General features: G+C 50.2%; 6 protein-coding genes. 1 reads left to right on the top strand and 5 read right to left on the bottom strand.

Annotation, left to right across the window (positions count from 1 at the left end):
- Positions 1–456: 456 nt before the first annotated feature.
- Genes cas2 through HMPREF2700_RS07020 form a run of 5 tightly spaced genes read right to left on the bottom strand, consistent with a single transcriptional unit; the run spans position 457 to position 3,342 of the window.
- On the bottom strand, positions 457–735 hold the full coding sequence (gene cas2 / locus HMPREF2700_RS07000) for a CRISPR-associated endonuclease Cas2 (protein ID WP_070591185.1): 279 nt from the start codon (positions 733–735) through the stop codon (positions 457–459).
- A 2-nt stretch (positions 736–737) separates the two neighbouring features.
- Entirely contained in the window at positions 738–1,715 is a 978-nt protein-coding gene (cas1, locus tag HMPREF2700_RS07005) for a CRISPR-associated endonuclease Cas1 (RefSeq protein ID WP_070591187.1), read from the bottom strand.
- 2 nt (positions 1,716–1,717) lie between these two features.
- Positions 1,718–2,311, bottom strand: a complete 594-nt coding sequence (locus HMPREF2700_RS07010; RefSeq protein WP_070591188.1) for a hypothetical protein — start codon at positions 2,309–2,311, stop codon at positions 1,718–1,720.
- A 58-nt stretch (positions 2,312–2,369) separates the two neighbouring features.
- The gene (locus tag HMPREF2700_RS07015; protein ID WP_070591190.1) at positions 2,370–2,894 is read right to left on the bottom strand and encodes a hypothetical protein; all 525 of its coding nucleotides are present in this window, start codon (positions 2,892–2,894) and stop codon (positions 2,370–2,372) included.
- Positions 2,895–2,934: 40 nt separating this feature from the next.
- Positions 2,935–3,342, bottom strand: a complete 408-nt coding sequence (locus HMPREF2700_RS07020; protein ID WP_070591192.1) for a hypothetical protein — start codon at positions 3,340–3,342, stop codon at positions 2,935–2,937.
- A gap of 693 nt (positions 3,343–4,035) precedes the next feature.
- Between HMPREF2700_RS07020 and cas6 the strand changes: the two genes are divergently transcribed.
- Positions 4,036–4,971 (top strand): CRISPR system precrRNA processing endoribonuclease RAMP protein Cas6, encoded by a 936-nt coding sequence (gene cas6, locus HMPREF2700_RS07025; RefSeq protein WP_070591209.1) that lies wholly within the window; start codon positions 4,036–4,038, stop codon positions 4,969–4,971.
- The last annotated feature ends 294 nt before the right edge of the window (positions 4,972–5,265 follow it).

Consider the following 5,265-nt stretch of genomic DNA (forward strand, 5'->3'; position numbering starts at 1 on the left):
GAAGACTTGCCCCACTAATCGGGGATTAAGACCTGACTCAAGTACAGTCACTTTAGCCGTTTCCTTGTCGGAAGACTTGCCCCACTAATCGGGGATTAAGACGTCTTGAACTTGTAGTAAATCGGCCAGTCGTAGGTCGGAAGACTTGCCCTGCTAACGTTGGCGACGAGTGTTTTTCAGACGGCCTGAAAGCAAGGCCGTCTGAAACGGTTGGGTGGTTTATCCTGTCCCTCTTGCGGCAAACAGCAAAATAGCCTTGATATTGCATCAAGGCTATTTTTGTTTTTTGATCGGTTTTTTAGTTTTGGATACCAAGCAGGTTGGGAATGCCGGATGGGGCCGTCTGAAAATCAGGGTCTGCTGTCGGGTTGAGGCTTAAAAAATATCGGGTTGCCCATCCTTTATTTGTATTTTGTTTTTCATCAGCCGGCAGGCGGTATATAAGCGGGTTGGTGTTTACAGTGTGCCGAAGTTGCCCAATATGATGCCTTCGGGCAGGGCGGTTTGCCCCAAAGTATGGATGATGCTGCTGTTGGCCAGTGGGTAGAAGCGCAAGTCATCCTGTTTGGGATGGAGCATTCGGCATAGTTCTTCAAAGCATTGCCGGGCTTGTTCACGGCTGCCGATGTGCAGGAATATGCTATTTTGCAGGGGGATGGCGTGCTGGATTAGATAGCGGTGTGCTTTTTGCAGGCGGCGCGGGTCTGAGATGTCGTAGGCGATAATGTGGCGCATTTTTACTCCAATGTAATGAGTTCGCTTAATTGGATTTCCGGCTTGCCGCTGTATTGGGCGAGGGCGGCTAAATAATCGGTGCAGAGCCGGTGGATGTGTTTTCTCCATTGTTTCGCTGTTTGTTCGTATGCCGGATAAAATTTGAGCCGTGCGTTTTTGTTCATCATGCAGCCTTGCGCGGTGGTGGAAAAGTCGGCAGGTGTCAGGGTTTGTTGATGAAACAGGGAAAGTACCCAGGCATCGCATTGGCCGCGCAGGTGTTCCAATAAATCACAGGCAAGCGATTCGCGGCCGTGTTCAGGCTGGTGGTAGTAGCCGATAAAGGGATCCAAGCCGCTGAGGTAGAGGTGTTTGACGATGTCGAAGTGCAGCAGGGTGTAGGCGAGGGATAGGGTGGCGTTGACCGGGTCGCGCGGCGGACGTTTGTTTCGCCCTGAAAATTGCCAGTTTGGGGGCAGTATTGCCGCCCATGCGCCAAAATAGCGTGCCGCGGCCGCTCCCTCTATGCCGCGTAAGCTGGGGATGTCGCTGATGTTTGCAAGGGTGTCGATAAGATTGGACAGGGCTTGGCTGTGCTCTTTCAGGCAATCTGTGTTCAGGCCGTCTGAAAATGCCATTTGCTGCAAATGTTGCAGTTGGGCAGATAGTTTGGCGGCGACTGTGTTTCTGGCGGCGGTAAGGCTTGCGCTTTTATCTTGCGACAGGGCATATTGTGCCATGCGCCTTTGTCCGTCCAGTTTCCAGTTGGGCAACATGAGGGCGGGGCGTTTTTGCCGCCCGCTCAATATGAGTACGCCGATGCCGGTCTCTCCCAGTTTGCCTAAAACCTTGGCCGATAGCGTTAAATCCCCGCGGATGCAGACGCGCTGTAAGATTTTCAGCGGGACGGTCGCTACTCTTTTATCATTTTCATAGCATACCAAAGCGCTGCTGTCTGCACGCAGGGAAAGGTTTTTGCGGTCTAGGTAGAGGGTGGTCATGGCTATGCACTCCGTTGTTTTTTGCGCTGTTCCAAATTCAAAAACCAAGTCTGCCCTTTGTTGCCGCAACGTAGGCGAATGTGTTGCTTTAATTCGCCGGTTTGCTGGTTTAGCCGTTTGACCTCTTGATATAAATTGTCTTTTTCGGCTTTTTGTTTGTCTTTTTCTTCAAACAAGGCACGGCGGTAGGCATTGATTTGTTTCAGCTCTTCGATGATCCGGATAATGGCTGCACGGTTTTTTTGCCCTTTGGCAAAAGCCAAATCGCGCTCCAGGCTCAATTTTTGCTGTTTGACGTTGTTGAGCATGGTGCTGATGGCTCTCAGGCTGATTCGTGCATCATCCAAAAGCTTGTAGGCAGCATTGGCAATTTGCACTGATGAGTAGTGCATTTCCACCAAGTAATGAAAATTGTAGCTGCTTTGCGCTTGTCGGATGTGTCGCTCAATCTCTTTTCGGCGTTTCGATACGGTTTTTTCTACCGATTTGCTTTTTTTGTGCCAATCGCGCTGAGCTTGTTGTTCTTCTTCGGTGACGGAGTTATAAATCCACGCACCTACACCCACGGCAGCTAAAACTGGTAATACCCAAATCATGCTTTTCTCCTTAGATTGCAATTTTTTGAAGGTCCACGAGCGGCAAAGTTTGTTTGGCTTATTCTAATTGTCTGCCCGCATGTTGGCCCCACTCCGTTGAGTAACTCAAGTACCGTAATGCCGCTTCATGATGCAGGCGTTTTTCCTCAAGTGGTGTTTCAGGGTGAAGGGCAACCTTTTGTATTTCCTCTACCATTTTCATCATGGCCTGTCGGTGGTCATGAATGGATGAGAGCTCGCGGTACAGGGTCTCGTAATACGCCATTACTTCTACCCTGCGGTTTGCCAAATGCGCCATTTGCTGCTTGAAATTCTTGTCTATGGCATCGTGCGCGAGTCGGGCTTGCTCTTCAATCCGCAATTCTTCCACTTCCAACCGTTTGATATCGGTACGGTAGTCCAGCGTTCTGTTGTAGGACTCAGCAATCGCTCCGATTAAGTTGGTGGCTTGGGCAAAGCCCAGAAATTTGCCGCCCGTGTTCATGGGGATCACATTATTCATTTTGCCGAAGGGTAAGGTTGGTGTTTTGATGCTCATGTTTTCTCCGTTTCTTAAGTTGTCTTTTGGTGTTTTGATGCTCATGTCTTCTCCTTTCCTTGAGTTGTCTTTTGGGGTTTCAGGATTATTCACGCGGTGAAGTCAACGTATGGGCGATTATTCCTCCTGCCGCACTGCCAACCGCAGCCCCTGTTCCTGCAACAAGGGCTGTACCCAGCGCCATGCCGCCGCCACCGACTGAAAGCGCGCCGCCACCCAGTGCGGCCAGCGAGGCATTGGTTGCCGCAGCACCGGACAGCGAGCTAATGGCAACGCCGGTTGTGGCCGTATTTCCCAGTACGCCTGTGCCGCCCAGTACAGTGGCAATCGTTCCTGCATTCGACCATGCCGCCATACCGCCCGTGGCTACGTTCACCGCCAGCGATGTGGCAACCGGATGCTCTTCGGCAAACTCGCCTACTGCAATGACTCCGTCCATTACACAGTCGATGCCTTCGCCTACCAAGTCAAAAATACCCTCAAAAAATCCCATTTTGTTCTCCTTGTAAACTATTTGAAACAATGCGTTCGCAGAGCCGGATCAAATCATGGCAATCCCTATTTAGCCGAGGATAAAAGTCTCCGAAACCTCCGACATCTGATCAACGCTAAAACGCAATCACAATCTGATAAAAGCCGCTAAGTCATATTCTTTCTCCTGTTCCGTGTTGTTTGTGAATGAAGTCATTGTCTGAAATTATCTGTTTGAGTGCCACATATACAAATTTGCAGCGCTGACTTCATGGTTGAATTTGTCAATTTCATTGGGCGAGGAAAATCGGATTCAAACCGTAATTTTTCTTCCCTGCCGTAACCACAAAGTGAATTCTATGCGGGTGAAGAACTAAAAGCGAACACTACAAATTTGTATTTTTTTGAGCGTTTTGAAATGAGAAAAATGCGGGGATTAATCAAGGAAAAGAGTGTTTCAGACGGCCTGAAAGATATAGCGGCCAAGTTGAAATCATGAGGATTTTTTAGGGGATAAATACCGAGGCAGAATTAAAACATCATACGCCACAGCAATTTGATTGTCTTTCCAATCAGGGCGGGGCGGATGATCAGTATCAGGCTCAAGCAGGGATTTTCTTATTTAAAAGGCGCACGTGGATTCAATTCGCTGCATTTTGTATTTTCAGGCCGGCAGAAACGCCGTATCATGCCATTTTTTATTCACATATCCGTCATGAATCCGCTTGACCTTCCCTCGGAATTGCCCATAGCCCGCTATCGGTTAACCTTTACGCTGACACAAAATTTACAGCTTCCCCCTTATGCGGCTTCGACCCTGCGCGGGGTATTCGGGCATGCACTTTTGGCTGCCGCCTGCACCTGCCCCATAGACCAAACGCCGCATCTTTCAGGCTGTCCGTATGCGCAAATTTTCGAGCCGGTGCCCCGTGCCGATTTACCCAGCAGCGTGCGCCAAAATCCGCCGCCGCCTTATGTGATCGAAACGCCGTTATTTGCGCCCACGCATTTTCCCGCCGGCGCCGATTATTCGTTTGATTTGGTACTGTTTGGACAGGCACGGCACAGCCTGCCCTTGATTGGCGCCGTATTTGCCCAAGCCTTTGCCAAAGGGCTGGGTGTAAACAATACCGGCAAAGGAGAATTGACAGGCATCGCCGTGCAACAGGCGGACGGCAGTTTTCTGACGATTGCAGGGCGCGGCGGCCTCGTCGGGCAACATCATAACAGCATCAAGCTACCCGAATACTATCCTGCGCAGGCGCGTATACAGCTGCTCACCCCTTTGCGTATCCAGCAAAAAGGCAGGATTTTGCGCGAGAACGAACTTACTCAGGCAATTTTTCTGCGCCAACTTATGCGCCGCTATCTGACGCTTGCCCGGCTTTATTGGCACAACAACGCCGACACGGCCGAGCTGTCCGCCCAAGCCGCAGGACAAGGACAGTCCCCGCAGCTTTTATGGCACGAACACCGCCGCTTTTCCAACCGCCAAAAGCAAACTACGCCGTTGAGCGGCATCATCGGGACATGGCAATTGACCGACCTTTCCCCTGCTTTCGCACAAATGCTGTATATCGGGCAATGGTTGCATTTGGGAAAAGAAACGGTATTCGGCAACGGGCAGTACCGCATTATTCAGACACTGTAAAGAGACGCCGGATACAACAAAACGGCCTTGACGGAGCAAACCGTCAAGGCCGTTTTATTTTTGTACCCGATGAAAAGGGCAAGACAGCGGATATTTTCAGACGGCCTTAAAGTAAGGCCGTCTGAAAAGCCATCAAAATTAGATAGGGCAAGTCTTCCGACTCCAAACGAAGTTTGGAAAAGACATTGAGGAATAGTCTTAATCCCCGATTAGTGGGGCAAGTCTTCCGACTGTCGTGGTTGGTTTTCGTGCAGGTGATATTCAGTCTTAATCCCCGATTAGTGGGGCAAGTCT

The organism is Neisseria sp. HMSC068C04, assembly GCF_001810105.1.
In the GTDB taxonomy this organism is placed as follows: Bacteria; Pseudomonadota; Gammaproteobacteria; order Burkholderiales; family Neisseriaceae; genus Neisseria; species Neisseria flavescens_B.